This window comes from Synechococcus sp. PCC 6716, assembly GCF_022570815.1.
GTDB classification, from domain to species: Bacteria; Cyanobacteriota; Cyanobacteriia; order Thermosynechococcales; family Thermosynechococcaceae; genus Thermosynechococcus; species Thermosynechococcus lividus.
Genome location: NZ_JAKLTU010000037.1, coordinates 1 through 24220, shown reverse-complemented (window position 1 = coordinate 24220; position 24220 = coordinate 1). Strand labels below are relative to the sequence as shown.

The 24220-nt window shown below is 53.6% G+C and carries 27 protein-coding genes; 11 read left to right on the top strand and 16 right to left on the bottom strand.

The window, feature by feature from the left end:
* The first annotated feature begins 48 nt into the window (after positions 1 to 48).
* Complete coding sequence (locus tag L5220_RS12515) at positions 49 to 1983, top strand: DICT sensory domain-containing protein (RefSeq protein ID WP_448526909.1); 1935 nt, start codon at positions 49 to 51, stop codon at positions 1981 to 1983.
* Positions 1984 to 2060: 77 nt separating this feature from the next.
* A complete protein-coding gene (locus tag L5220_RS12510) occupies positions 2061 to 2786 on the top strand; it encodes a segregation/condensation protein A (RefSeq protein ID WP_499573981.1) in 726 nt (241 codons plus the stop codon).
* On the opposite strand, the gene L5220_RS12505 is transcribed toward L5220_RS12510, so the two are convergent.
* From L5220_RS12505 to L5220_RS12475, 7 genes are read right to left on the bottom strand one after another with little or no spacing between them, the layout of a single operon-like run.
* On the bottom strand, positions 2783 to 3442 hold the full coding sequence (locus L5220_RS12505; RefSeq protein ID WP_448527499.1) for a Na(+)/H(+) antiporter subunit B: 660 nt from the start codon (positions 3440 to 3442) through the stop codon (positions 2783 to 2785). The genes L5220_RS12510 and L5220_RS12505 overlap by 4 nt on opposite strands.
* 5 nt (positions 3443 to 3447) lie before the next feature.
* Positions 3448 to 3984, bottom strand: a complete 537-nt coding sequence (locus L5220_RS12500; RefSeq protein ID WP_499573979.1) for a DUF4040 domain-containing protein — start codon at positions 3982 to 3984, stop codon at positions 3448 to 3450.
* Entirely contained in the window at positions 3977 to 4258 is a 282-nt protein-coding gene (locus tag L5220_RS12495) for a monovalent cation/H(+) antiporter subunit G (protein ID WP_448527484.1), read from the bottom strand. The genes L5220_RS12500 and L5220_RS12495 overlap by 8 nt, the downstream gene beginning before the upstream one ends.
* 12 nt (positions 4259 to 4270) lie before the next feature.
* The gene (locus L5220_RS12490) at positions 4271 to 4531 is read right to left on the bottom strand and encodes a hypothetical protein (RefSeq protein ID WP_099799693.1); all 261 of its coding nucleotides are present in this window, start codon (positions 4529 to 4531) and stop codon (positions 4271 to 4273) included.
* A complete protein-coding gene (locus L5220_RS12485; RefSeq protein WP_499573977.1) occupies positions 4528 to 4959 on the bottom strand; it encodes a Na+/H+ antiporter subunit E in 432 nt (143 codons plus the stop codon). The genes L5220_RS12490 and L5220_RS12485 overlap by 4 nt, the downstream gene beginning before the upstream one ends.
* Positions 4956 to 6383 (bottom strand): cation:proton antiporter, encoded by a 1428-nt coding sequence (locus tag L5220_RS12480; RefSeq protein ID WP_499573976.1) that lies wholly within the window; start codon positions 6381 to 6383, stop codon positions 4956 to 4958. The genes L5220_RS12485 and L5220_RS12480 overlap by 4 nt, the downstream gene beginning before the upstream one ends.
* Positions 6384 to 6728 (bottom strand): cation:proton antiporter subunit C, encoded by a 345-nt coding sequence (locus tag L5220_RS12475; protein WP_499573974.1) that lies wholly within the window; start codon positions 6726 to 6728, stop codon positions 6384 to 6386.
* Positions 6729 to 7164: 436 nt separating this feature from the next.
* Here L5220_RS12475 and L5220_RS12470 point away from each other — a divergent pair, with 436 nt between their 5' ends.
* The 6 genes from L5220_RS12470 (at position 7165) to csaB (ending at position 13046) form a co-directional block, all read left to right on the top strand.
* Complete coding sequence (locus tag L5220_RS12470; RefSeq protein WP_499573972.1) at positions 7165 to 8766, top strand: NAD(P)H-quinone oxidoreductase subunit 4; 1602 nt, start codon at positions 7165 to 7167, stop codon at positions 8764 to 8766.
* A gap of 140 nt (positions 8767 to 8906) precedes the next feature.
* A complete protein-coding gene (locus L5220_RS12465; RefSeq protein ID WP_099799697.1) occupies positions 8907 to 9134 on the top strand; it encodes a Calvin cycle protein CP12 in 228 nt (75 codons plus the stop codon).
* 30 nt (positions 9135 to 9164) lie between these two features.
* The gene (locus tag L5220_RS12460) at positions 9165 to 10025 is read left to right on the top strand and encodes a fructosamine kinase family protein (protein WP_499573971.1); all 861 of its coding nucleotides are present in this window, start codon (positions 9165 to 9167) and stop codon (positions 10023 to 10025) included.
* 35 nt (positions 10026 to 10060) lie between these two features.
* On the top strand, positions 10061 to 11329 hold the full coding sequence (hisS, locus tag L5220_RS12455) for a histidine--tRNA ligase (RefSeq protein ID WP_099799699.1): 1269 nt from the start codon (positions 10061 to 10063) through the stop codon (positions 11327 to 11329).
* Positions 11326 to 12012 carry a sirohydrochlorin chelatase gene (locus tag L5220_RS12450; RefSeq protein WP_448514435.1) on the top strand — a complete coding sequence of 229 codons (687 nt, stop codon included), beginning with the start codon at positions 11326 to 11328 and terminating at the stop codon, positions 12010 to 12012. Before hisS ends, L5220_RS12450 begins: the two co-directional genes overlap by 4 nt.
* Complete coding sequence (gene csaB, locus L5220_RS12445) at positions 12009 to 13046, top strand: polysaccharide pyruvyl transferase CsaB (protein ID WP_448527492.1); 1038 nt, start codon at positions 12009 to 12011, stop codon at positions 13044 to 13046. The genes L5220_RS12450 and csaB overlap by 4 nt, the downstream gene beginning before the upstream one ends.
* A 6-nt stretch (positions 13047 to 13052) precedes the next feature.
* On the opposite strand, the gene L5220_RS12440 is transcribed toward csaB, so the two are convergent.
* Complete coding sequence (locus tag L5220_RS12440; protein ID WP_499573967.1) at positions 13053 to 13220, bottom strand: metallothionein; 168 nt, start codon at positions 13218 to 13220, stop codon at positions 13053 to 13055.
* 98 nt (positions 13221 to 13318) lie between these two features.
* Here L5220_RS12440 and L5220_RS12435 point away from each other — a divergent pair, with 98 nt between their 5' ends.
* Positions 13319 to 13690 carry an ArsR/SmtB family transcription factor gene (locus L5220_RS12435; RefSeq protein WP_499573965.1) on the top strand — a complete coding sequence of 124 codons (372 nt, stop codon included), beginning with the start codon at positions 13319 to 13321 and terminating at the stop codon, positions 13688 to 13690.
* Between the two features lie 7 nt (positions 13691 to 13697).
* Here the strand turns inward: L5220_RS12435 and L5220_RS12430 are convergent, their stop codons facing one another.
* From L5220_RS12430 to L5220_RS12420, 3 genes are all read right to left on the bottom strand, one after another.
* Positions 13698 to 14168: a type IV pilin-like G/H family protein gene (locus L5220_RS12430; RefSeq protein WP_499573963.1), complete on the bottom strand. Its 471-nt coding sequence runs from the start codon at positions 14166 to 14168 to the stop codon at positions 13698 to 13700.
* Positions 14169 to 14280: 112 nt separating this feature from the next.
* Positions 14281 to 15018 carry a metallophosphoesterase family protein gene (locus tag L5220_RS12425; RefSeq protein WP_499573961.1) on the bottom strand — a complete coding sequence of 246 codons (738 nt, stop codon included), beginning with the start codon at positions 15016 to 15018 and terminating at the stop codon, positions 14281 to 14283.
* A 7-nt stretch (positions 15019 to 15025) separates the two neighbouring features.
* The gene (locus L5220_RS12420) at positions 15026 to 16693 is read right to left on the bottom strand and encodes a DUF3370 domain-containing protein (protein ID WP_499573959.1); all 1668 of its coding nucleotides are present in this window, start codon (positions 16691 to 16693) and stop codon (positions 15026 to 15028) included.
* 439 nt (positions 16694 to 17132) lie between these two features.
* On the opposite strand from L5220_RS12420, the gene rpaA reads away from it, so the two are divergent.
* Positions 17133 to 17861, top strand: coding sequence for a two component system response regulator RpaA (gene rpaA / locus L5220_RS12415; RefSeq protein ID WP_099799705.1), 729 nt, complete (start codon positions 17133 to 17135; stop codon positions 17859 to 17861).
* Here the strand turns inward: rpaA and larB are convergent.
* From larB to hemW, 4 genes are all read right to left on the bottom strand, one after another.
* Positions 17834 to 18616: a nickel pincer cofactor biosynthesis protein LarB gene (gene larB, locus L5220_RS12410; RefSeq protein WP_499573957.1), complete on the bottom strand. Its 783-nt coding sequence runs from the start codon at positions 18614 to 18616 to the stop codon at positions 17834 to 17836. The two genes, rpaA and larB, sit on opposite strands and share 28 nt — an antisense overlap.
* A gap of 48 nt (positions 18617 to 18664) precedes the next feature.
* Positions 18665 to 20143: a site-2 protease family protein gene (locus L5220_RS12405; protein WP_499573954.1), complete on the bottom strand. Its 1479-nt coding sequence runs from the start codon at positions 20141 to 20143 to the stop codon at positions 18665 to 18667.
* Between the two features lie 54 nt (positions 20144 to 20197).
* Positions 20198 to 22138 carry a molecular chaperone HtpG gene (htpG, locus tag L5220_RS12400; protein WP_499573952.1) on the bottom strand — a complete coding sequence of 647 codons (1941 nt, stop codon included), beginning with the start codon at positions 22136 to 22138 and terminating at the stop codon, positions 20198 to 20200.
* A gap of 67 nt (positions 22139 to 22205) precedes the next feature.
* Positions 22206 to 23408 (bottom strand): radical SAM family heme chaperone HemW, encoded by a 1203-nt coding sequence (gene hemW, locus L5220_RS12395; RefSeq protein ID WP_499573950.1) that lies wholly within the window; start codon positions 23406 to 23408, stop codon positions 22206 to 22208.
* Positions 23409 to 23534: 126 nt separating this feature from the next.
* Here hemW and L5220_RS12390 point away from each other — a divergent pair, with 126 nt between their 5' ends.
* Positions 23535 to 23717 carry an Eco47II family restriction endonuclease gene (locus L5220_RS12390; RefSeq protein ID WP_499573948.1) on the top strand — a complete coding sequence of 61 codons (183 nt, stop codon included), beginning with the start codon at positions 23535 to 23537 and terminating at the stop codon, positions 23715 to 23717.
* On the opposite strand, the gene L5220_RS12385 is transcribed toward L5220_RS12390, so the two are convergent.
* Positions 23707 to 24220: ISL3 family transposase (locus tag L5220_RS12385; protein ID WP_499573946.1), on the bottom strand; the 514-nt coding region annotated here is incomplete at its 5' end. The two genes, L5220_RS12390 and L5220_RS12385, sit on opposite strands and share 11 nt — an antisense overlap.

Genomic DNA, 24220 nt, shown 5'->3' with positions numbered 1-24220 from the left:
ATAATTACTGATAATGGTAGCGTAGGGCATTGTTGATGGATTGTTTCCATGGCCAACAAGATCATTGTTAGGTCGGTTCTTGAGGATTTGTTGGCACAGATCCCCCGTTTGCGATCGCAGTTGTACTTTAAGACCTCCCTCACTGCCTTATCCCATGCAATGGAAGATCAGGTTTTGGCCAGTGCTGATACCCCAATTATTATTGCCTGTTTTCAGCGGGAGCGGTTTTATCGGCAAGAAGCGCATCGCTATCAGCGCATTGCCAGCAAATCAGATCAGGTTTATGTTTTAGCCGCACCGGAAACCGAGTTTACAAATTGCTCCGGAGACTACGAAACCATTGCCTTTGATCCGCAGGATGCCCTCAGTCAGGAGTGGCACTTGGTGGTGCTTAGCCCTAACTACAGCACCTGTTTAATCTGTCGTGAGGTGCGGCGATCGCCCACGGCAACCCGACCAGATGTGCTGCCCCCCCTCGATCAGGCGCGGCGCTTTGAAGGGATTTGGACGTTTGACCGCGAGGTTACGGCCACAGCGGCAACAATGCTGCTGCAACGAATTCAGGAATACCGCCCAGAGCTATGCCAAAAAGTAAGTACAGCGTTGAGCATGGTGGCGCAGTTTCGCTCCCGCGAGGGATGTAGCGGCGACCCGGCTCCCTTCGCCGATCGCCTAGTCACCTATCTGCAAGCGGGGCAATACAAGCAAATTAAAGCCTATCGCCAAATTGCGATCCAAGAGCGCAAGGAACGCCTCACCAATGCGATGACCACTACAATTCGTAACTCCCTGAACCCAGCGGAAATTTTGACCCAAGCAGTAGCGGAACTTGGCACAGTGCTAGAGAGCGATCGCTGTTTGATCTACCGCTGCCGCAGTACTGATAGTCGGGTGCGCATTGAGTACGAGTACACCACAGCAGGAACCCCCTCCCTGCGTCATCAGTACTGGCCTGTGGCCGAGCATCCCTACACGCAGCAAGCCCTAGCCCATCAACAGGCGGTGCAGGTCGATGATCTGAGGGCGGATCCTCGCTGGCAACATCCTGAGGAGGCGAAGTATTTTAAGCCCTTAGAAACTGCCGCTGTTCAAGCCCTCTTGCTTGCCCCTGTGCTTTACCAAGGGCGCTTACTGGGAATGGTAGAACTGCACCGCACCACCCCAGTACCTTGGCACGATATGGATGCGGAACTGGTGGCGGCGATCGCCATCCAAGTGGGGGTTGCCCTCATTCAAGCGGAAGCCTATGCCGATCTCGAAGAACTAAACGCCCAGCTAGAAGCCCTTGATCGCACCCGCAGCAACTTGATTGCCATTACCGGCCACGAACTGCGCACCCCCCTTTCGACCATCCAAATTTGCCTCGAAAGCCTCGCCAGTGAACCGGACATGGATCCAGAACTGCGGCAAGTGATGCTGAGTACGGCTCTTGCCGATGCCGAGCGGATGCGCAAACTCATTCAGGACTTTCTTACCCTGTCCCAACTAGAGAGTGGCCGTGTCCAGTGGCGACCTGAACCCTTGCCCATGCAAGAACTGGTGGATTTAGCCCTCAGCAGCCTGCGCACGCCGAAAGAACAACTGCCCAGCATTCATGCCACCCTCCCCCAAGAGTTGCCCCTTGTTCGAGCCGATGGGGAATGGCTGGTGGAGGTACTCTCTAAGCTGCTGGACAACGCCTGTAAGTTTACAGAGCAGTCTGGCCAAGTCTCGATTGTGGCCACACCGCGCCAAGATGGGTTACTGGAGGTAACCATTGCCGATACAGGCCGCGGCATTGAGCCGGATCGGCTGGAAACTATTTTTGACCGTTTTTACCAAGAAGAGGGCGCCCTGCGACGATCCGCGGGGGGCACTGGTCTGGGGTTGGCGATCTGCCGCCAAATCATTACAAACCTCGGCGGGCAAATTTGGGCAGAGTCCGCTGGGCGCGATCGCGGCAGTGAATTTCACTTTACAATTCCCCTCGCTGACCCCTTGTGATGAATTTCCCCTTCAATGACGCATAACCCTATAACGCATAACCCTATAAGATGTGAAAAAAACAATGGGCACAAGCCATGGCGCGATCGTTTGCAGATACAGCCATTGATATTTTGATTGAGCTGGCAGAGCGAGGGGAGATTGATCCGTGGGACATCCAAGTCATTGATGTGTTCGATCGCTGCCTAGCAGAACTGGCCAGTCGCGGTCAACCCAACCTGAGTGCATCCGGCCAAGCCTTCCTGTATGCGGCTATGCTGGTGCTCCTCAAAAGCGATCGCCTCGTGGCCGTTGACGAGGCACCTCTGGAAGAGGACGTTGAGTCGGACAGGACAGATATGGCACCCAACCCATCCTTGGTGGTCTGGCCCAGCCACCTAGAACAGCATCTCCACCGCCGTCTCGTGGCACCTCCTCAGCAGCGCCGCCGGGTGACCCTCGATGAACTGATTGTCCACCTGAAAACCATGGCGGTGCAAACCGAGCGGGCAAAGGTTCTGCGCCCCCACACCCCCCGCAGCCGTCGCCGCCCCACCACCCTCAAAGCCATTACCCAACTGGCGCACCAAGAAAACCTCACGGAACTAGCCGCAGAGGTTGAAACCCTCTTAGCCAGAGTCGCACCGGCAGGGACATGGCTGGAACTCAGGGATCTCCTCAGCCTGAAGAATGATCCCGTGGGCGTATTTTGGGCATTACTATTTTTAGCCGCCCAGTCCAAAGTTGATCTCAGCCAAGACACTTTCTATCAGGGGTTGCAGGTACGCTCCTGCTGTGTTGAGGCTGTTCCCCTCGAAGCCTAGAGTAAGCCGCGATAGCGAATAAAGGTGAGAACCGCAGCCCATGACCCCAAAGCGACTTTGAGGGCAATCAGAATATTCAGCCCAGGAATCATCCCACCGCTGAGGAGCGTGCCAAACTCCCCTGTGGGTAGCTCAACCCCCATGAGCAAACTAGCACCACAAAGGATAAAAACGATAACGGAAACTTTCTCCCATGTGGCGGCATGGAAACGCTGGTAAATACTCTCTAGCCATTCTGGGGCAGAGGTAATCGCCACCAGACCAATCGCCGTGCCGCCAGCCACCCCAGCCGCAAAGCCGCCGCCAGGACTAAGGTGCCCCCGCAATGCCAGTTCAATGCAGACCAGCGAACAAATGGTGGCACCAAATCGCGCTAGGACAATCGAGGGTTGATCGTTAAAACGGCTGACATGCCCTAGGGGAGCTTCGTTAGCGAGGAGGTATTGTGACCCCAAAATAGCAATGGTAAACACAACAACTTCAAAAATGGTGTCGTAGAGACGATTACGCAGCAGAATCGCTGTCACGGCATTCGGTACCCCCGCTTCGGTCACAAGGGTGCTGACAATGGCCGCCGTAGGTTCGGAAAAGAGGGTGGGTAAAGCCAGCATCTTAATCAAGAGCAGCAGCGCCGCCAGTCCATAAATCACCATCATGATGCTCATCGGGGGGCTTCCTCTTCTGTTTCTGTTGGCAGGGGGTAGTACACTAAGTCTGTCCATTCGGCCAAAGCAGGTTTGAGGAGGGTGTAAAGGCGAGCTACACGAGTCATGGTCAACAATTGTCGATCGTCTTCAGCACACAGAACATGAATGTCGCGTTGGTGGAGAGCGCTTTTTAACTGCCCAACGGTAGGATAGACAATCAGCTCGACCCGTAAATGGTAGGGAGCCACTGCGACCCGTAGAGTCTCTAACAGATGGTCTAAGGTATCGGTGGACAGGGCAGAGGCGAGCACCCCTAGGCGCAATACCAGTGAGGAGCGCACGGCGACAGCGTAGAGCATAATCGAGAGCATGGTACCCACCAATGCCTCGGTTAGCGCCACATCCGCTGCCCCTAGCACCGCATAAATTAAGGCAGCAACGGCACCGACAATGCCACGGATGACCAGAGCATGGTAAGGGTTGCTCTGAAAGACTAACATCAAGGTGGTAAGGGGCAACAGGGGTGTGACAGCAATCAACCAGTTATCCATCGCTGTCCTCCCCTTGGGAGCAATAGGCCAACACGTACCCCAGAATCGTATTCCAGAGGGCAAGGGAAATAACGGCCAACAACAGGAGTGGCCACTCCCGCGGAATGCGCAGCAGTACCCCCAACATGATGGCCATCGACCCTAGGGTATCGGCAATCGATAAATAGTGCAGCTTAAAGAGGGGCGATCGCCGCCCCACTAGCGGCCACGTTCCCCACAGCCACAAAAAGAGGCCAAAACTAATGCAGGCATAACTCAGCCATTGTAAAACCATGTCCCCAGCTCCCTAAAGATTGGCCACATCCCGCAGCCGGCGGAGAATTTGTGCTAGCAGCATCAATGCACCGTTGCCAACGCTGAGAATAATAACCCCGACAATACCAATCATCCAATCATCGCGATCCACCGATACCATCAAAATCATGATGGCCGTCTTGGTGGCAATGCTGGCAAAGGCCAACATTTTCGACCAAATATGCTCCCCTTTCCAAGCAGCGTACAGGGGAATGCACAGGATAAACAGCATCAGCACCAAAAAAGCCGTCATCGTCCACTATTCTCTTTGGGGTTTTTGGTTGTCCCTAACTGTGGCCGTTGCTGAACTAGTTCATGCACCTCGAACCACCCCTGTTCGTCGTAGTGCAGCACAATGGTTTTGGGGGTAAAGGTAATGGCAAAAATATCGAGGAAAATTAACCCTGGCGATCGCGTCGGGCTGACGGGTTGACGCACCACTGCTTCATGCCGATGCGGGCGCAGCAGGATTTCAATCGCTTCGGCGTAGGCACGGGGGACGGCCATGGCCACTTTGCCTAGGGTACTGAGCCACTGCCTGAGGCTGGCTGCCCGTACCCGGCTTTGGGGCAGCAGTAAAGCCACCACCACGCCAATGAGGACATTCACCAGTCCAAAGTCTGCGGTGAGCAGCAGCCAAATGGCTAACCGCAATGCAAAGTTAAGATAATTGATCGTCATAGTGCCAACCACACCAAGCCAATTAACAGCAGCAGCATCACCCCTAGTAAATGCTCGAGCCGCTCCCAGGCACCCCGCCATGAGGACTCCCAACGAGACACCCCCAGCCCCACAAGGAGCAGCCCCACCGCTGGCGGCACCAGAGACCGCAGCAGGTTCGCTGGGGTGTAGGCTTGCAGGTAACCAGCATCAGCAAATACCAGACCGCCAAGCAGCACCAACGTGGCCGCGCTATAACCAAGGGGCAGTGGGGTTGAGGTCGGCTGCTGCGGAATAAACACCAGTTTGCTATAAATGGTGGCGGTCAAAAAGCCAGCCCCATACAACAGTCCTTGTTGCCATGGCGCTAGGTAACTGATTGTCAGCGCCTTGGCACTGAAACCTGCTAACAGGGGCACGCCAACAATGCCATAGCCAGCAATGATCATGGCGATCGCGATCGGACGCGCCATGCCGTGCTGTCGTAGCTCACTCAGGCGATAGTGGCGCAATTCACCTACACTGAGGAATAGGGCAGCTTTTGCCAGTCCATGCATCAGAGCATACAAGCCCGCCGCCGCTGGCGAAATAATCACCCACCCCAGTTGGCCAAGGGTACTAAAGCTGAGCAATCGTCGCACATCATCAGCCACCAACGCTAGGAGTGGGCCAAAGAAAATCGAACCGAGAGCAAACAGTTGCACGATCTTGCTAATTTCCCCATAGAGCAGGCTCAACCGCACCAAAGGAAAAACCCCAGCATTTTCAACAATTCCAGCTAACAGTGCCGCCACCACCGGCGCAGCCACGACATTGGTTTGGGGCAGCCAAAGACCGCTGACAAAGATCGCCCCCTTGGCTAACAGTGCCATCAAAATCAGTGCCACCGCCTCTGGGGGAGCGTGCAGCAAGACATCAAAGGAAAAGCTGTGACTGGCCTGATAGACTAAGCCCACCCCCATCAAATAAAAGAGCATGGCCACATTGCCCACCATCAGGTAGCGCAGGCCAATCCACAGGGGGCGATCGCCCCGGGGATAGGCAATTAAAAGAAAGACCACTATCCCCAACACCTCTAGGTTGACGTAGAGGCTAAGAAAATCCGCCGAGATAAAAACCGTATTGGCACTGCCGTGAAGCAGGCACAGCAGCACATAAAAAAAAGCCTTGTAGTCACAGCGCCAAGTATAGAGCACTGCCGCCAAGAGGACAAGGGCATTCGTGACAATGAAATAGCCACTGAGACTATCAATGTGCAGGGCAATGCCAAAACTATCCATCAACACAAAGGAGAAGTTGATGTCTTGGATGGTGATGGCTAGCCCCACGCAGAGCGACAGCACGGCGATCGCCAAGGTCAACCCCCGCGCCAATACCGGTAGTAAATAGAGCGTGAGTCCAGCCACAAAGGGGACTAAAATCCAGGCGATCGCTAAATCAGTCATCTACAAATACTTCTGATCAATTTCACTCGTTTCTAGGGTCGGGTTATCCCGCGCCAGCTTCATGGCGGCCACCAGCATCAGCGTTTGGATTGACAAACCAATCACAATCGCCGTCAGAATCACCCCTTGGGGCACTGGATCAGCGTAGGCAATTGTCGGTGCTGCCCCCGGACGTAAAATCGGTGTCACCAACCCACTATGGGTGGCAATGACGACAAAGAGGGCAACAACCCCAGTACTCATCACATCCATCGTCACAATTTTCACGAGGAGATTTTTTTTAATGATGGTGGCTAAAAAACCCACCAAAATGGTGATAAAGACACTGGCTTCCAGATAGATCATGGGGACAGCTCCTCCACGGTGGCTACAGGTGGATCAGGACGATCAAACGTCAATCCTAACAGCGGGGGCTGCAAAAGTTGTCAGTTTTACCATAGCGATGATTATCACAGGGAACCCCGCCAGCACTAATCCAGAGCAATTTTCGGCCACAAAAAGATTGAGCAGGGTCACATTCGATGTTGCCCCTACTACGACAAAGAAGATAGGCACCACCAAATTGTTGGAAGAGCCGAGCCTTGGCAGGCAACAATTGATTATCTTACCTTTGTCACGTTCAATATAGACAGCCTATTGAATAGATTTTAATAAATGGAATAACCGCAAAGTTTATAATTTAGAAAAATGCTTAACAATTTGCAACATTAGGACGAATAGGTATATATTCTTATTTAGATGCTCTAACTGTTTACTGGATTCGTCCCTTGGGGGTTTGTCAATGAATGCCCAATTTCCTTGGCTGACTGTACTAACGGTGTTGCCGTTAGTGGCTGCACTTTTGATTCCCTTGTTGCCCGATCGCGATGGCAAGACAGTCCGCTGGTACGCACTGGCGATCGCGCTCGTTGAATTTGCCCTTTCAGCTACCGTATTTTGGCAGCACTACGATGGTCAGTCTGCCCAGATTCAGATGGTGGAGACCGTGGCGTGGCTGCCGCAAATTGGCCTGAATTGGTCATTGGCGGTGGATGGTCTTGCCGTTCCCCTAATTTTGCTGACGGGTCTAGTCAACACAGTGGCAATTTTTGCAGCTTGGCAGGTCAAGCAAAAGCCACGCTTGTTTTACTTCCTGATGCTGGCGCTCTATAGTGCTCAAGTTGGAGTGTTTGCCGCTCAAGACTTAATTCTCTTTTTCCTGATTTGGGAACTGGAGTTAGTGCCGGTCTATTTATTGATTTCAATCTGGGGAGGCCCCAAACGACAGTACGCAGCCACTAAGTTTATTCTCTACACCGCTGTTGGCTCCGTCTTTATCCTCCTTGCGGGGTTAGCCATGGCCTTTTACGGCGGTGACGTCACATTGAATATGGCAGCCTTGGGGTTAAAAGACTATCCCTTGGCGCTCGAGCTGTTTGCCTATGCTGGGTTCCTGTTGGCCTTTGGCGTGAAGCTACCGATGTTCCCCCTGCACACATGGCTACCGGATGCCCATGGCGAAGCCTCCGCACCTGTCTCGATGGTCTTGGCAGGGGTGCTTTTGAAGATGGGGGGGTATGGCCTCATTCGCTTTAACCTCCAAATGCTGCCGGATGCGCACATTTACTTCGCCCCTGTCTTGATTGCCCTAGGGGTCGTGAATATTGTCTATGGCGCCCTAACGGCTTTTGCCCAAGAAAACCTGAAGCGGCGGCTGGCCTACTCCTCCATTTCTCACATGGGGTTTGTGCTCTTGGGGATTAGTGCCCTCAATAGCGTTGGTCTGAATGGGGCGATGTTGCAAATGCTCTCCCACGGACTCATTGCAGCGGTGTTATTCTTCTTGGCGGGCGTCACCTACGATCGCACCCATACCTTGGCCATGGAAAAAATGAGTGGCATTGCCCAGTCGATGCCCAAAACCTTTGCCCTCTTTACTGCGGGGTCGATGGCCTCCTTGGCCTTGCCGGGGATGAGTGGCTTTGTCAGCGAACTCACAGTCTTTTTAGGGCTGACCAGCAGTGATGCCTACTCCACAACCTTCAAGGTAGGCGTGATTTTCCTTGCGGCAGTGGGGCTGATTATTACACCAGTGTATTTGCTCTCGATGGTGCGGCGGGTGTTCACCGGCCAGCAGGGTGGGGATATGTTTGACAAGCTGTTGCTGGACATTAACCCTCGTGAAACCTTTATTGCCCTTTCGTTGCTGCTCCCCATTTTGGCAGTGGGCATGTATCCTAAGCTGGCGACCCAAACCTACGATGTCACCACCACAGCGATCGCCACTCAGGTTCATGCGGCCTTACCTGCCATTGCTCAGCATCACCTACCCCTTTACGCGCAACTGACCCAGTCTGCACCGATGTTACCCACAGAGGCCACGGTGGCGGTGAACCGCCTCTAGGGGTGCTAACTGGCCAAGCCGACAGTTCTCTCCATGACTGTCAATGGCAGCAAGGAGCATTCGTTGCTAAAGTGGAGTAACGGCATTCCTGCCCTTGGGCAGATTGCATAAACTGAATAAGGTGATTCAATACACGCTCTATGAGTAATCTTGAGAAACAAATTGAGCAAGCTCGTGAGGAAGCGCATCAGGTGTGTGATACCGAAGGTGTGACCTCTGGACAATGTGCCGCTGCATGGGATGCCCTAGAAGAACTCCAAGCAGAAGCCGCCCATCAGCGGACTGAACAGCAAGAGCATAAAACCTCGTTTCAGCAATACTGCGACGATAATCCTGACGCTGCGGAGTGTCGCATTTACGACGACTAGGCCACCCATACCTTGTCGGGGTATTCTTCCATGAGTCGCTGGCCACAACTGTGGGATCGCCTTGAGGCGGCAACCGGTCAGCGACTTCATGACGGTAAAGCCTTGGCGGTGGGTGGCGGCAGCATTAACGATGCTTACGTTTGGCAGCATCCCCAGCAGACCCTATTTGTAAAGTTTAATCGTCCAGAGCGGGAGGCGATGTTTGCTGCCGAGGCGCTGGCTCTTGAGGCGATCGCCAGCGTCCAAGCCATTCGTGTGCCTAAGCCCATGCTTTGGGGCACCGTTGCGGGGGCTAGCTTTTTAGTACTGGAGTATTTGCCCCTGACCAGCCATGGGGACTGGCGACAGATGGGGGTGCACCTAGCGCAGCTGCACCGACAGGGAACCGGCGATCGCTACGGCTGGGTGCAAGATAACACCATTGGTGCCACCCCTCAGATCAACCCTTGGTCTGACCACTGGCCAGACTTTTTTGCAGAGGCACGCCTAGGCTACCAGTTTAAGTTAGCCCGACGGCGGGGCGGAGTGTTTCCCCAGGCGGATGCACTCTTAGCACGGGTGAGTGACCTGCTCAATCATCACCCCACCCCAACTCTTGTGCACGGTGATCTGTGGTCAGGGAACGCTGCGTTTATCCGCGGTGGTGAGCCAGTGATTTTTGACCCTGCCAGCTACTACGGCGATCGCGAGGTGGACGTAGCAATGACTGAACTATTTGGCGGCTTTCCTAGGGCATTTTATGAGGGCTACGCAGACACCTACCCCCTCGCCTCTGGCTACGAGCAGCGCAAGACACTCTATAACCTGTATCACATCCTCAACCACTTCAACCTCTTTGGCGGTAGCTACGAAGCCCAAGCACAGCGGATGATTCAACAACTGTTGCGCTGATATAATACCTCTGTTCTATACCATTGCCATGGAGCATGGGGTTACAAGCACCACGGGGTACCCGCGACATTTTGCCTGCCGAGCGTATCTATTGGCAGCAGCTAGAGGCGACGGCACGGCAGATTCTAGATCGCGCGGCCTATCGGGAAATTTGTACGCCTATTTTTGAGCAAACCAGTCTGTTTGAGCGGGGCATTGGCGAGGCCACCGATATTGTCGGCAAGGAGATGTACACTTTTCAGGACAGGGGCGATCGCTCCTTGACCCTGCGCCCCGAAGGCACCGCTGGGGTGGTGCGTGCCTACATTGAGCATGGCCTCTACAGCCAAGGTGGGGTGCAACGCCTCTGGTACCTAGGGCCCATGTTTCGCTACGAGCGTCCCCAATCCGGGCGGTATCGCCAATTTCACCAGTTGGGCGTAGAAGTGCTCGGCAGTGCCGATCCCCGCGCCGATGCGGAAGTCATTGCCTTGGCGCTAGATATTCTCAAAGCCCTTGGCCTTGAAGACGTGACCCTAATGCTCAACTCCGTGGGCGATCGCGACGATCGCGCGCACTACCGCCAAGCCTTAGTGGACTATCTCACCCCCTACGCCGCCGATCTGGACCCCGATTCCCAAGATCGCCTTCACCGCAACCCCTTGCGGATCCTCGATAGCAAGGATCCACGCACTCAAGCCATTGTCAATGAGGCACCCCGCCTATTGGATTACCTAAGTGCGTCATCGCAGCAGCACTTTGAGCAGGTGCAGTCCCTCTTGGAGGAGCTAGGTATTCCCTATCAAATTAACCCTACCCTTGTGCGGGGACTCGACTACTATACCCACACTGCCTTTGAATTTCAGCAGGGCAGCCTAGGCACTGAAGGCACTGTCTGTGGCGGCGGACGCTACGATCACCTCGTTGAGGAATTAGGCGGGCCAGCGACCCCAGCCATTGGTTGGGCAATGGGGCTAGAGCGGCTGATTCTGCTGATGGGCGATCGCCCCAAGGAACCTAGCCCTGTTCCCCATCTTTACGTAGTCACCCGGGGCAGTAGTGCCGAACGGCAGGGGCTAGTCTTGGCGCAACAACTGCGCCATCAAGGGTACATTGTTGAAGTAGATTTCAGTGGCAGCAGCTTCAAAAACCAACTGAAGCGGGCAAACCGCAGTGGCGCTACCCACTGCCTCGTGATCGGTGAGGAGGAAGCAGCAGCGCAAACGGTACAGGTGAAGTGGTTAGCGTCCGGCGAGCAGGAGCAAGTTGCTCAGGCGGATTTGCTCTCAGCAGCGGGGCGATCGCGCCTTTTTGGGGAGCAATGAGCCGCGCCTACTTTTTAATTGCCCACGGTAGCCCCAGTGCTGACCCGCAGCAGGCCATGGTGCAGGTTGTGAGCCATCTCGCCTCCTTAGGTAAGGTGGGATGGGGTGCCCTAGAAAGCCAAGCGCATCCCCTTGAGCTACAAATTCTGCACTTTTGCCAACAAGTCCAGCAGCCCGTGGTACTGTTGCCCCTATTTCTGCTGCCCGGAAACCATGTTGCGGTGGATGTACCGAAGGCGCTGGCCGCTGCTGAGGCGATCGCGCCTTTTCCGTTGCATTGCCTGCCATTTCTAGGGAGTCAGCCGCGCTTTCAGGTATGGCTCCAGCAGCAGCTTGTCAATGCTAAAGCAGATATTCTGGTGGGGCATGGCAGTCGGCGGCATGCTGTCTTGCCATGGTTTCAGCAGTTGTGTGACTCCTTGGGGGTGTTGCCTGCCCTCCTGAGCGACCCCGAGAGCCTTAGCAATGCCCTGAAACAGCGCCGGGCATTGGAGTACGCCCATAGCCATCTGTTTGGTTACTTTCTCTTTGGCGGCAAAACCGTTGATGCCTTTGCTGCTCAAGTGCAGCAGCTACAGACAGAGTACCCTCAGCAACGGCTGTCCGTCACACCGGCGATCGCCCCCACGCCGGAGTTCATCGCCACGATCGCCGCAATTTTAGCCCAAGACGTTGTGTCATGACTCAAGTGGTTCTCTGTGGGTACTACGGCTACGGCAACGCGGGGGATGAAGCCCTGTTGGCCACCCTCCTCGAGCAACTGCCAGCCCACTGCACCCCCATCGTCCTCAGCGGCAACCCCCAAGCTACAACAGCACTCTATGGTGTGGCCGCCTGCGATCGCCGCCACTGGAGACAGGTTCTGCGCACCCTGCGCCGCAGTCAGGTCTTTATTTGGGGCGGCGGTAGCCTCATTCAGGATGTCACCAGTTGGCGTAGCCCCCTCTACTACCTTGGCTTAATGACCCTTGCCCAACACTTGGGCTGTCGCACCGTGGCATGGGCACAGGGGATTGGGCCTGTGAAATCGCCCGTCTATCGGTGGTGGCTGCGGCAACTGCTGCGGCGGTGTATTGCCGTTACCGTGCGCGACTCTGGTTCGGCGGCACTGCTGCGCCAATGGCAGATTCCCCACCAGCAGGGGGCGGATCCCGTATGGTTAATGCGCTCACCCCCCCCTTCGGCACCTACCCGCACCCCCACGATGGCAGTGTCATTGCGCCCCCATCCCACCTTGACCCCTGAGCGCTTCGCAACCATTGCTGCTGCTCTCCGGGCTTGGCAAGAAGACGCAGGGCTTGAGGTTCTGCTACTGCCCTTTCAGCCCTGCCAAGATTTACCCCTTGCGGAGCAATTGTATGGGCAACTCATTGCATCGCAGACCCGCCTCCTCTGCCTTGCAGATCCACGCCAGATCAAAGCCGTGCTGGCCGGAGTGCAGGGGGCGATCGCCATGCGCCTTCATGCCCTGATTATGGCCGCCAGTGTGGGCTGTCCCTGTTTTGCCCTAAGCTATGACCCTAAAGTAAGCCATTTAATGGCGGATACCGGAATGCCCGGCTGGGAGTTGTCTGCTCTACCGGCGACCCCCCACGTCCTACTCAGCCAATGGCAGCAGCACTGGCACCCCAACCCACCTTACCTCAATTACCAAGCCTATCGAGACTCGGCACAGGTGCATCAAGCAGCCCTTGAGGGACTGGGAGATACGTTTTAGCTACAGTTAGCTACAGCCGCAACCTGTGTGGCCGCACCCACCCTCTGCTTTACAAGTGCCATTGGCACAGACCTCGGAGCAGTAGGGTTTATCCGCCACCATGATGGCATCACTCAAGGAAACAATGCACAGGCAGTGGGGGCAAGCACATTTCATTTGGGAAACAGTGGTCATGGATATGGCCTCCAAATGGGGTATGACTTAATTATGATTGAACAACTGTTCAGGTGTCAACTATCATTAACGATCAGTCTAGCCGTTATGATGGAGGTATGAATGCTAAAACTGCTGCGACAGTCAGTGCCCATCCCTATGATGCGGAGGCACTCACTCACCTTAGCGATCGCCTCCTGTCCATCGAAAAAGCGCAGCGCATGGCGCAATTTTTTGGGTTGCTGGCCGATACCAATCGATTACGGATTCTTTCTCTGTTAGCGGAAAGGGAACTGTGCGTTGGAGATATTGCCCTTGCCTTAGGCATGAGCGAATCTGCGGTCTCCCATCAATTGCGCATCCTCAAAACAATGCGCCTCGTAAGTTTTCGTCGCCAAGGGCGGCATATGTTCTATCAATTACTGGATCAGCACATTTTTGCCCTTTACCAATCCGTTGCCGAGCACCTCGACGAGGAGGACGAGCCTTAGCTGCTACTTACGGACAGGTGGCGGGTGTTGCTGTGCCAGACGTCGGCGGATCAACTTCGATAATCTCTGTTGAGGTTAAGGTAAAGGTTGTCAGCGCACGGGCACAACCGGTGAGGGCTTTGAGTTCTGGCCGGTTGGGAGTTGCCTGAAACTCGGCAATCAAAGATGTGGCATTGGTAATGGCATAGTCATAGTCCGGGGTTTCACTAATGCCAATTTGTAGGCTTGCAATATTATCACTAAAGGTTGGATTGGCAAGACGATAGGCTTGCTGGGCGCGGTTGACCGCTCCAATATTTGTCTTGGCTTGAGATTCTCGAGCTTTTGTAGCTTGACTGAGCATGGAGGGCAAGGCGATCGCCGCCAAAATAGCCAAAATAATGACAACAACGAGCAACTCAATCAACGTAAAGCCTTGGGAACGTGAGCGCGGACGTAAGCAGTAGAACCAGAACCAACTAGAGCGGTAGGGTAACATACGGGTACTCCAACAACAGTGGGCGCGTCACTTACCCTGAGTGTTCCCCAAACTCTCCGTAAAATTACAGAGATCTTGCTCAATCTTGTGGCAGTTAACTCAGTACTTTTACTTACTCGGATTTGCTACAGCCCACAGTTGCCACGTCCACCACAAACTCCTCAAGCCCCCCTTGGCGAATGCCACCGTGTAACACATTCATTTGCCACACCCATTGACGGCTCCAGTCAAGGGCAGTCAACCAGCCACTACGGTGGTGATAGGCACCGGTATCAATATCAATCCAACCGTTGCCGCGCACAAGTTGACCGGGCAGCACCCCACGAAATGTAAAGGTAATTGTGTGTCCTACGACAATAGTTTTATCAGCAAAATAGGGAGTGGGATGGCTTAAAAACAAATCCCGTATCCAGCAGCACTCCCTATTTGTTTGATCTGCCAGCGGTAGCATTGGGTCTAGCCCCGCATGCACCAGAAAGACATTCCCTAGGTCATAGTACAGAGGATTGGTTTCCAGCCAGTGGATGTGTTCCCATAACCGTTCCGTTGAGGTATAGCTGGCAAGGGTGTCATCCCCGCCACTGCTGGCCCAAACAAAGAACCGTGAGGGGTTAAGGTGTTTGTCCTCAAAGGCCAACAACATCATATCTTCGTGGTTACCGCGCACGGCGAAATAGCGCTGCTGGCGGAGTAGCTCCACCACTGCGGCACTGTTGGGGCCGCGATCTACTAAATCCCCCAAAAAGTAAAGGCGATCGCCCACAGTTGGTGCCACCACGTCCAAAAGACGGCATAGCCCTTCATAATGGCCGTGGACATCTCCAATAAAGATGAGGCGATCGCCTACCATATAGCCCCTAGGGTGCAGAAACTGGTGTCAAGGATAGAGAATCGGTGACCGGTGCGTGGGTGGTATTTTGATAGCTGGGGCCCAGCAAGGTGGCCACCGTTAACACTTGGGGAGGCGTGGCATCGGGAGGATAGAGCAAATCGACGCTAACATGTCGTTTTTCACCTGGGCGCATATTTAAGGTCACCAGCGGCTCGCCCCGCTGCCCCCGCCGCTGCACCAAATGGACATAGCGTTCTTGGGGCTGCCCGACATCATCGGTAAAACGCACCCGCACTGTTCCGCGGAAAAACACTTGGGGAGCGGGCGGCTCTAGGAACTGAAGGCTTGCCGTACGGTGATCCTGCTTGAGGGGGGTTTGCAGTGTCACGACAACCGATTGAAAGCTGCGGCTATTATTCAGCAAGGGCAATGTCAAACTATAGTGCACACCATAGTTACCGTGGGCATAGTAAGCCGTATCGGGATAGCGCGCCAACATCGGTGCACTTTGGATTTGCCCGGTGCCAAGGGTGCCTCGATGGAGGGTACTAATACCGTAGGAAATCGCCCGACCGGGTGCTGGAATGGTTAGCGCCGTCCCCTGACCCTCTTCATCGGTCAGGCTAGCTTTCCACTGCGACCCTCGACTGATGCCTGCCACGCGGCCATAGAAAAAGCGGGGGGACGTGCTATTAGGAGGACTGGGGGGAATATCCCGCGGGGTTACCAGTTGTCCCCGATGGAGCATTGTCCACCACTCTTCAAGGGTTGGTGCTCGCTCCGTACCATGGTCACTCATACGGGCAAACATCGACATTTTGGCAAGGTAGATCGGCCCATTGCTTTGCAAATGCATGAGGGTTGAGCGACCATTGGAGGACGAGACCTCACCAAAGGGATTCACATCGGTAATCAAGGGCATCATCGGGCCAACGGTACTGTCTTGGTTGATCATAAACTCAGCACGGGCGCGGTTAATGACCGCATTAGGAAACTGGGTTGGCAGGGGCAACGGTAAATTACTCAGCATTCGTGCTTCCCGTGCCGGAATAACCACTTGAGAGGGGAAAAAGGTTTGGCGCACCCCCCGCAACACCTGATTGGTGACGCGACTGCCCGGCCCCGAAAAAACATAGCCGATAGGGTTGTCGAGGATTGCCGGTAAGCTGCGGAACGGGGCATCCGGCGTGCTTAAGAAACTAGCAGCTTGGTAAAAGGTGACGGTAACCGGGCGATCGCTGGGATTGTAGGCCAACAGTCCCAGATAAATTGTTGGTGTACTAACGGCTCGATTGGATTGGGTAATGTGGTGGGCAAACACATCAAAGCGTCCTTGTATAGGATAGTTAAGATGTGCTGCCGGTTGCCATTTGCCTTGGGGAGGAAACGTAGAGAGTAAAATACCCTCACTTCGCACCATTTCAGGGCTGTTGCTGTTAAAGACTGGGATGTTGTCTAGGTGCCCTGGCAGAGGCCGAATATCTTGGGGGAAATAAGCAAAATTCGTTGGTGTGATGTAGGCTGTCGCGGCTGATGTAGGGGGTGCGCTAACGTGTGGAGCTTGCGCGCCCACAGGCGCAGCATTTGCCTGAACAATAATATTCGACTGCACCGAATGCTCCTGGACAACAACCGGAACCTGTTGAGGTGGAGTAGGTAAAGCGGCTTGAGCCAAAAGAATGGGAGCCAGCATATTATGTCCAAACCACAGCATCTAATTTGAGTGAGCACTTCGCAAAAACGGACAGAGTACCATCCTCTGCCCCAAAGTTGCATTTCCAAAGTATAGCCTAGGTTTGCAGAAAATCTGGTTAATGCTGCATAGAACTAAAAATCGACTAGTACCACAAGGGTAGTCTGGTTGCTCGTAATTTCTGATTTGGGGTTCGTTTGAGCGCATCCAACTACTCTCCTAAGAGTAAAATAACCCAAGCCAATGGGCAACGCTGTTGCGCTCCTGACCGCCACATGGACACAAGGTACCAGCAATTGGGTTGTAGTGTTGCTCCCTGTGCCAAATATTGAGCCAATCTAAAGAAATCCAACAAAGTCTTAAGCTTTTTGCTGAGATGTTTATAATTCTCTCAGAGGTGCTTGTCCCTTGCCCGTGAGGATTGAGTAACGTCGGTTCTATGAAGCCTCGTATTCTAATTATTGATGATGACCCAGCGATCGCCGATGTCTTGGCGATTAACCTGCAAATGGCAGGCTACGATGTCACAAAGTCCTTGGATGGGATGCAAGGACAAGCGTTGGCCGTGCAGATTTCCCCGGATCTGATTTTATTGGACTTGATGCTGCCGCAGGTCGATGGCTTCACGATTTGCCAGCGCCTACGGCGCGACCCCCGCACCCAAGACATTCCCATTTTGATGCTGACTGCCCTCAGTCAAACCCACAATAAGGTAGAGGGGTTTAATGCGGGTGCCGATGATTATTTGACGAAGCCCTTTGAATTAGAAGAGATGTTGGCACGGGTGCGAGCGCTGTTGCGGCGCGCTGACCGCATTCCAGCCACCGCTGGGCATCGGGAAATTCTTAGTTATGGGCCTCTAACCCTGATTCCTGAGCGCTTTGAGGTGTCGTGGTTTAGCAAAATCATCAAGCTGACACGCTTGGAATTTGAACTATTGCATTGCCTGCTGCAGCGCCACGGCCAGACTGTGTCTCCGAGCGAAATTCTCAAGGAGGTTTGGGGCTATGACCCAGACGATGACATCGAAACCATTCGTGTTCATGTCCGCCATCTGCGGACGAAGCTGGAGCCAGACCCGCGTAGCCCGAAGTACATTAAAACGGTTTACGGGGCAGGTTATTGTCTTGAACTGCCCAGTCACATTGAGCCAGTGGCGGCACGGTGAGGGAGCGATCGCAACATTTTAGCCGCTAGCATCGCTGCGCCAAAGCCATTGTCAATATTCACCACGCCAATGCCGGGGGCACAGGAGTTGAGCATAGTGAGTAGGGGAGCGAGGCCTCCGAGGTTTGCGCCATAGCCAATGCTGGTGGGCACGGCAATCACCGCTGCACTCACTAGACCCGCCACAACACTGGGTAACGCGCCTTCCATGCCAGCCACGACAATGAGAACCTGCATTGTTTCAAGGCGATCGCGCACACTGAGCAGCCGATGAATTCCTGCCACACCCACATCCCAAAACCGCTCCACTGCAAACCCCGAGAGTTGTAGCGTGATGGCGGCTTCTTCGGCAACGGGTAAATCGGCTGTGCCAGCGCAGACTAGGCCAACCTGTCCCGGATAAGCAGGTGGCAAGATAGGGGCTGTACTACAGATTTGCGCCACTTCAAAGTAGTGCAGCCCTCCCAAGCGCGATCGCACCGCCGCAAAAACATCCGCAGAGATACGGGTGGCCATAACACAGGGATAGTAAGGCCGCATCCGCGCCAAGATTTCGGCAATTTGTTCAGGGGTCTTGCCAGGCCCCCAAACAACTTCAGGAAACCCTGTACGCTGTTGCCGTTGATGGTCAATCCGGGCAAAATGGCCAATGGTTTCGTAGCTCAGGTGTTGCAGTTGACGGTGGGCAGCCTCTACGCTTAACTGTCCTCGGGCAAGTGCCTCTAGTAACTGCCGCACAGGATCGGCGCTGTCCATCAAAAATCCTCCGAAATCCCGTCATCTGGTGCTAGGGAGTTCCTCTCATTAGCCTCCAATCCCCAACTGGCCTGCCAAGCCGGGTGCTAAGGGAATCAGTGTCGCTGCCATTAAAAACAGCAGTAGCAGCCCCAACCCCGCGCGGGTATCATCCGGCTCGGTCATTTCATCCAAACTAGGACGATCTAGGTCACGCTGTAGCAGGAGAATAATCAGCGCCCAGTACAGGGCTAAGGGATTGACGATCGCCACCAAGCCCAACACAATCAGGGTAATCCATGTCAGGCGCTGAGCGGTTTTAATGCCATAAATCGCTTGAATGATCCGACCGCCATCCAATTGCCCCGCAGGCATGAGATTGAGGGCGGTGATAATCAGTCCTAGCCACCCCATAATCACCAAGGGATGCACCGCCACAACCTCACTTTGCAAGTGGTCGCCCAAGAACAGACGAGAGAGAGTGCCCACCAAAATTGACCCTTGGAAGAAAATAGTGGGCACCTCTAAACCGCTACTGCTGGGAGAGAGCACCAAGCCAATACCCAGCAATAGCAACGACAATGCCCCAGAGGCAATCGCCCCTGCAGCAGCAATGTCAAATAGCTCGTTGCGGTTTTTCAGAAACGATTCAATGCGGGTTACAGCACCGAAGGTACCCAACTGCCACGCAGGCAGAAAGAAGGGGGGGCTAAGTTTAGCATCGTAGCGCTTGGCCATGAGCCAGTGTCCTAGTTCCCGCGCTCCGGCAATCAGCACTAAACAGAGCGCCAAAGGGAGCGATCGCTGAAACAAACCCGGCGTATTCAGTAAACTAAAGCCCTGGAGCACTGAACTGGTTTCTAGGCAGGTGCCAAGGGTCGCTACCCCTAGCAACACCGCGGTTAGTTTTTGTAAGAGCGTTGAGCGAGCTACGGTGGTCGTTGCCGGCAAAATAATGACCACAGCCTTGCCCTCGCTATTGGGCACCATAAATAGGCGATAGCGATCTGGCAATGTAGCTTGCAAGCGTTCTGTTAGAGTGGCATGCACTGCTTTCGCATCACCGCGCAGGTTGCCGCGACAGATCACCCCGCCTTTGTAGGGAATGTACTCAGTGGCAAAGTAGGTATCAATACTAAAAATACTTTGAATTCCTTGCAGATCGTCTGGCGGCAAGGCAGGGGGGGCACTGGTTGTGAGGGGTTCGCCACTGTCAGGGGTAGATTGTGAGGGGGCAAGGACGTCATCAACCTCAGGTCGCCCCGACCGCAAGGGTGGTAATGGTGCATCGGAGGTGGCAGCAAGGAGGCGTAACCAGCGACCCAAGGCAATGTAGGCCACGATGGAGAGGACAAGGCTAAACAAGACAGCGGCAAAGTTGAGGACAATGCCAACACTCAAGGTGCCAAATACCACCAGCCATGGCAGCATCAGCACTAGGGTTTGCAACCAAGCAATAATGCCGAGTTTGCCGTAGGGTAGGGCGCGATAGAGTCCCCAGCCCAACAGGGCGATCGCCCCCGCGAGTAAGCCTGCTGTAATGATCATCTAGAATCCTCCACGACCCCCTAGCCTTACCCGCTAGGGGAAGAGCTATATCGATTAGCGCACAGCCATTGCAGTCAGTTGGGTAAGCACCTGACTGGCGCGTTCACTAAACTGCTGCATGCCGTTGGCATCAAAGCCTCGCTGGGACATCAAGGCCAAATCATAAATATAGTGGCACAGCTTTTCTACAAGTGCTGCGGTCTCTGATGAGCCACTGGTTTGAATAATAGTGCCCTGACTCAAGTTCAGCAGGTTCTGAATCAGGGGATGGGTGGTATTCACCACCAAGGTGTGCTCCTCGGGCAGTTGCACATTGAGTTGCTGTTGCATCATGGCCATCATTTCCTGCATTCGCCGACTGGTTTCTGGCAGCAGAATCATGGCGGGTGGGGCATCACCGCTATTTCCAGACTTGAGGGCTTCAGTACGAATGGTGAGCTTCGGCTTCTTGAGCACCGACTCAAACAGCGCCTTAATCTGTTCGCTACGGGTTTTATTACTGCCCGGGTCAATTATTTCACTGCTTTGGTCTTTGTCAATCAGGGTTTCATCTAGTTCTGCATCCACCCGCAGGAATTTAACATCGCTGTAGGTTTGCTCTAGCCACGGCACAAAGTGGGTGTCAATGAAGCTATCCATAAAGAGCACTTCAATGCCTTGCCCCTTGAGTAACTGAACGTAGGTGGCTTGGTTCACCTCATCGGTGCAGTAATAGACGCGGTTGGCGTGGCGCGCCTTGTTGCGCTCTAAGTACTGTTTCAGGGTGGTGTAGGCTTGGCCATCGACAACAATACCCCCTTGAGTGCTCCATTCATCGTTCTCTGCTGGTGTACTTAAGGTGGCTGTGGTGCGATAGATCAAAATATCCTCAACCTGTTTCTTGAACTTCTCGTCGTTGAGGGAGCCAAATTTGACAAAGGTGCCCAAGTCTTTCCACGAACGCACGTAGGCATCCGGGTCTTCGCGGTACAGTTCGTTGAGGCGATCGCCCACCTTTTTAGCGATATAATCAGCAATTTTACGCACGGTGCGATCGTTCTGCAAAAAGCTGCGGGAGACATTGAGGGGAATATCGGTGCTGTCAATCACGCCCCGCAAAGGCAGCAGAAAGCGGGGAATGATCTCTTCGCAGTTGTCGCTGACAAAGACTTGGTTGCAAAAGAGTTTGATCTGCCCTTTAGTGACATCAATATCCGGGCGGAGCTTGGGAAAGTAGAGGATACCGTTAACCACAAAGGGATAGTCGGTATTCAGATGCACCCAAAGCAAGGGATCTTCTTGGAAGGGGTACAAGTAGCGATAAAACTCTAGATACTCTTCTTTGCTGAGGCTGCTGGGGCTGCTCTTCCACGGCGCAATTTGTTTGTTGATTTGCTCGCCATCGAGTTTGATGGGCACCGGCAAAAAGTCGCAGTACTTGCGCACCAATTCACGAATCCGTGCTGGTTCGAGGTAACCCAGTTCGTCGTCTTGCAAGGTGAGGGTGACGGTGGTACCCACACTGGTGCGCTGGCCATCCTCAAGGGTGAATTCCGTAGAGCCATCGCAGGTCCAGTGGACGGGCGTTGCCCCAGCTTTATAGGACAGGGTATCGATTTCGACGCGGCTTGCCACCATGAAGGCGGAGTAAAACCCTAAGCCAAAATGGCCGATGATCTCTTGATCGCCATTGCCTTTGTACTTTTGGACAAATTCTTCAGCGCTGGAAAAGGCAACTTGGGTGATGTACTTTTTCACTTCCTCTGCGGTCATGCCCAAGCCTGTGTCCGCGATCGCCAGCGTCTTCTTCTCGCGATCGAGGATAATTGTAATTTCGGGGTGATCCACATCGCCACCGTATTCACCAGAGCGAGCCACCATGCGTAATTTTTGGATCGCATCTACAGCGTTGGAGACAAGCTCCCGCAGGAAAATTTCATGATCGGAGTAGAGCCATTTTTTAATGATTGGGAAAATATTCTCGGTATGAATTGAAATGGTTCCCTGTTCCAACATGATCGGTTCCCGTGAGCGCTACTGAATCACTAGACACCCGCACGTCAGTGCAGTGTCACCTTCTGATCTAGTGTATCGGCAGGGGTAACCTACTCCGTTGGTGGATAACCGATCTCTCGATCGCCTGCCAGAGGGTGACAATCACGCTGTTGGCTAGCAAGAATCCCTCCGGCTGAGTCAGCCATAGGCGATCGCTGCAACACTGTAAATGGGCAGGGTCAATCGACTGTGCCGCTGTGACCAGTGCCTCTACCCATTCCTGCGGAAAGTCTTTGGCCAACTGCTTCAGGCATACCCCCTCTTTCAGGCGCAATCCCAGCATCAGGGTCTCCAGCCAACGATCCCAAAGGGTCTCTTCAGCAACGGCGCTAAGCCCTGTAGGTAGGGTTTGCACCCACTCGTAGTATTTGCGGCGGCTGCGCGGACGCGTGAGGCGGCGCTGCCCCAGATAGCTGGTGGCACCCATGCCAAACCCATAGTAAGGCTCATTGCGCCAGTACACCTGATTATGACGACAGGCGAACCCCAAACGGGCATAATTAGAAATTTCGTAGTGCTCATAGCCCGCAGCACTCAGCCGTTCATGGGCAAGGCGATAGGCGGCAGCAGCCTGCTCTTGGGACGGTAAGGGGAACACCTCTGGCTGGTAACGCCGACTAAAAACCGTCTGCGGCTCCACAATCAAGTCATAGACAGACAGATGGCTCGGTGCAAGGGCGATCGCCGCTGCGAGGGACACCTCCCACTCTTGGAGCGATTGTTCCGGTAACCCACAGATAAGATCCAAGCTCCAATTGTCAATCCCAGCAATCTGGATCACCTCAACAGCAGCATAGACCTCGGCCACAGTATGGCTGCGACCACACACCTGCAAAAGCCTATCTTGAAACGCTTGCACCCCTAAGCTGACCCGATTCACCCCCGCTCTGAGATACCCCCGTAGCCGTGGCAGATCAAAGGTTCCGGGATCCATTTCCATAGAAATTTCCGCCGCCGCCGCAATACCAAAGCGCCGATCTAGTGCCCCTAAAAGCCGGTCAATCTGCTCAGGCGCAACAAGAGAAGGCGTCCCCCCACCAAAGAACACCGTTTGCAGTGGTTCCCCCGCACTGGGGGTTTGCCTAATTTCATAGCAAAGGGCATCGATGTAGTCACTCAGGAGGGGCGAAGAGGCGGCCAGAGGCCGGTCACCTACCACCGTAATCGGAAAATCGCAGTAGAAGCACCGCCGCCGACAAAAGGGAAGATGTAGGTAAGCCGCAGTAACCATGAGAAATAATAACGCCTTGCCTATTGATTCTAACTGTTCCCGGACTTTATACTGTCATATCTAGGAATAAGCAAAAAATTAGATATAGTATTGCGTAAACTCTCACTAAATCTATGAATGCTAAACATGAATAAATCAGGCGATTATCAATTGGGGTTTATCAGCAATCAGGATATTTATAACCATGTTAAACAAACTATTTCAAGATACCGTCTTTCTATTAATTTTAAGGAATTTACAAAACTAAAAATTGATCCTATAAAAGCAAGTTTTGATGGCTCTATCGTCCGAGTTATGCTTAATCAATAGCTAAATGCCAGCAAATTAAGCAACGTAACTGAAAATTGTCAAAGTTCCTGAACCCATAACCTGACCGCTTGATCAGCTTCAATTTATTGTTAATACCTTCGACAACACCACTATTTGTGTGATTATCAAAATAGGCGGTGACTTCACCAAACCACCGACAAATTGTTCTTACGCTCTCTTGAAAAGAATCCTGAGCTTGAGCTAACCAATCGAGCAATTGAAAGGTTCCATCTTTCCAATCTTTTGCTTGCTCAAAGATGGCTCTAAACGATTCCTTCTCCTGATACATTCGAGCCAGACTTGGCACTACTTCTCGAATTTCTTCCAGTTTTGCTTTTTGCTTCTGAGTTAGATTTTCCTCCGGCTTGAGTAACGCATATTTACTTTGTTTGGGCGCGGCTGCAATCCGGGCTTTCTGGACTTCATTTACCGTCTGCTCATTCGCTTTACAAATACTTTGTCGAGCCTTATCCAATTCCTGATTCACAATTTTTATAACATGA

Bases quoted from the DNA above. Each gene is read 5' to 3' on its own strand.
- hisS (WP_099799699.1), top strand. From the start codon at position 10,061: ATGGGGTTACAAGCACCACGGGGTACCCGCGACATTTTGCCTGCCGAG.
- csaB (WP_448527492.1), top strand. From the start codon at position 12,009: ATGACTCAAGTGGTTCTCTGTGGGTACTACGGCTACGGCAACGCGGGG.
- L5220_RS12430 (WP_499573963.1), bottom strand. From the start codon at position 14,168: ATGTTACCCTACCGCTCTAGTTGGTTCTGGTTCTACTGCTTACGTCCG.
- L5220_RS12390 (WP_499573948.1), top strand. From the start codon at position 23,535: ATGAATAAATCAGGCGATTATCAATTGGGGTTTATCAGCAATCAGGAT.
- hemW (WP_499573950.1), bottom strand. From the start codon at position 23,408: ATGGTTACTGCGGCTTACCTACATCTTCCCTTTTGTCGGCGGCGGTGC.
- L5220_RS12425 (WP_499573961.1), bottom strand. From the start codon at position 15,018: ATGGTAGGCGATCGCCTCATCTTTATTGGAGATGTCCACGGCCATTAT.
- larB (WP_499573957.1), bottom strand. From the start codon at position 18,616: ATGGACAGCGCCGATCCTGTGCGGCAGTTACTAGAGGCACTTGCCCGA.
- L5220_RS12435 (WP_499573965.1), top strand. From the start codon at position 13,319: ATGAATGCTAAAACTGCTGCGACAGTCAGTGCCCATCCCTATGATGCG.
- L5220_RS12505 (WP_448527499.1), bottom strand. From the start codon at position 3,442: ATGATGGTGATTTATGGACTGGCGGCGCTGCTGCTCTTGATTAAGATG.
- L5220_RS12475 (WP_499573974.1), bottom strand. From the start codon at position 6,728: ATGATCTATCTGGAAGCCAGTGTCTTTATCACCATTTTGGTGGGTTTT.
- L5220_RS12480 (WP_499573976.1), bottom strand. From the start codon at position 6,383: ATGACTGATTTAGCGATCGCCTGGATTTTAGTCCCCTTTGTGGCTGGA.
- htpG (WP_499573952.1), bottom strand. From the start codon at position 22,138: ATGTTGGAACAGGGAACCATTTCAATTCATACCGAGAATATTTTCCCA.
- L5220_RS12465 (WP_099799697.1), top strand. From the start codon at position 8,907: ATGAGTAATCTTGAGAAACAAATTGAGCAAGCTCGTGAGGAAGCGCAT.
- L5220_RS12440 (WP_499573967.1), bottom strand. From the start codon at position 13,220: ATGACCACTGTTTCCCAAATGAAATGTGCTTGCCCCCACTGCCTGTGC.
- L5220_RS12470 (WP_499573972.1), top strand. From the start codon at position 7,165: ATGAATGCCCAATTTCCTTGGCTGACTGTACTAACGGTGTTGCCGTTA.
- L5220_RS12460 (WP_499573971.1), top strand. From the start codon at position 9,165: ATGAGTCGCTGGCCACAACTGTGGGATCGCCTTGAGGCGGCAACCGGT.
- L5220_RS12485 (WP_499573977.1), bottom strand. From the start codon at position 4,959: ATGACGATCAATTATCTTAACTTTGCATTGCGGTTAGCCATTTGGCTG.
- L5220_RS12420 (WP_499573959.1), bottom strand. From the start codon at position 16,693: ATGCTGGCTCCCATTCTTTTGGCTCAAGCCGCTTTACCTACTCCACCT.
- L5220_RS12490 (WP_099799693.1), bottom strand. From the start codon at position 4,531: ATGACGGCTTTTTTGGTGCTGATGCTGTTTATCCTGTGCATTCCCCTG.
- rpaA (WP_099799705.1), top strand. From the start codon at position 17,133: ATGAAGCCTCGTATTCTAATTATTGATGATGACCCAGCGATCGCCGAT.
- L5220_RS12405 (WP_499573954.1), bottom strand. From the start codon at position 20,143: ATGATCATTACAGCAGGCTTACTCGCGGGGGCGATCGCCCTGTTGGGC.
- L5220_RS12450 (WP_448514435.1), top strand. From the start codon at position 11,326: ATGAGCCGCGCCTACTTTTTAATTGCCCACGGTAGCCCCAGTGCTGAC.
- L5220_RS12510 (WP_499573981.1), top strand. From the start codon at position 2,061: ATGGCGCGATCGTTTGCAGATACAGCCATTGATATTTTGATTGAGCTG.
- L5220_RS12500 (WP_499573979.1), bottom strand. From the start codon at position 3,984: ATGGATAACTGGTTGATTGCTGTCACACCCCTGTTGCCCCTTACCACC.
- L5220_RS12515 (WP_448526909.1), top strand. From the start codon at position 49: ATGGCCAACAAGATCATTGTTAGGTCGGTTCTTGAGGATTTGTTGGCA.
- L5220_RS12495 (WP_448527484.1), bottom strand. From the start codon at position 4,258: ATGGTTTTACAATGGCTGAGTTATGCCTGCATTAGTTTTGGCCTCTTT.